1 protein-coding gene is annotated in these 576 nt (G+C 81.2%); it reads right to left on the reverse strand.

Translation table 11 applies throughout. From position 1 onward, the window contains the following. Positions 1-426: S-adenosylmethionine:tRNA ribosyltransferase-isomerase (locus tag JS521_RS37130; RefSeq protein WP_239488314.1), on the reverse strand; the 426-nt coding region annotated here is incomplete at its 3' end. Positions 427-576: the final 150 nt, after the last annotated feature.

The following is a 576-nucleotide window of genomic DNA, read 5'->3' on the forward strand; positions in this document are numbered from 1 at the left end:
CCGCAGCTCCACCGCCCACCGCCCGTCCGCACCCCGCGTCGAGAAGTGCACGACGACCCGCTCCCCGCCGACGCGCCCGTTCACCGCGGCGGGCAACGTGATGGACGTGTTCACCACCAGTACGTCCCCCGCCCGCAGCTCCCCGGGCAGTTCGCGGAACGCACGATGCGAGACGGCCCGCCCCCGCGACACGAGCAGCCGTACGTCGTCCCGCCCCGCACCCCGCTGCTCGGCCGGCACCCGAGCCGACAGATCCTCCGGCACCCGCAAGGCCTCCAGGGCCGTGGGACCGGCGGTCGCCGCCGATGCCGCCCCGCCGGGGCCCGGTGCGGGCGGTTGCGGGGCCGCGGAATCTCCGACGACCGCGGTCCCGGCCTCGGCCCGCGCCGACGTGGAGGGTTCCGGCGCCGCGGAGTCACCGGCCATCGCTGATCCCGTCCGCCTCGGGTCCGGTGGGGGCGCCTCCGGCATCCCCCTTCCGCCCGGCCCCGGGGGGGGGGGGGGGGGGGGGGGGGGGGGCGGGGGGGGGGGCCGGCGGGCGGCCGTGCCGCCGGGGCCCCGGCGCCCGGCCGCCCC

It is taken from the genome of Streptomyces durocortorensis, assembly GCF_016901035.1.
Taxonomy (GTDB): Bacteria; Actinomycetota; Actinomycetes; order Streptomycetales; family Streptomycetaceae; genus Streptomyces; species Streptomyces durocortorensis.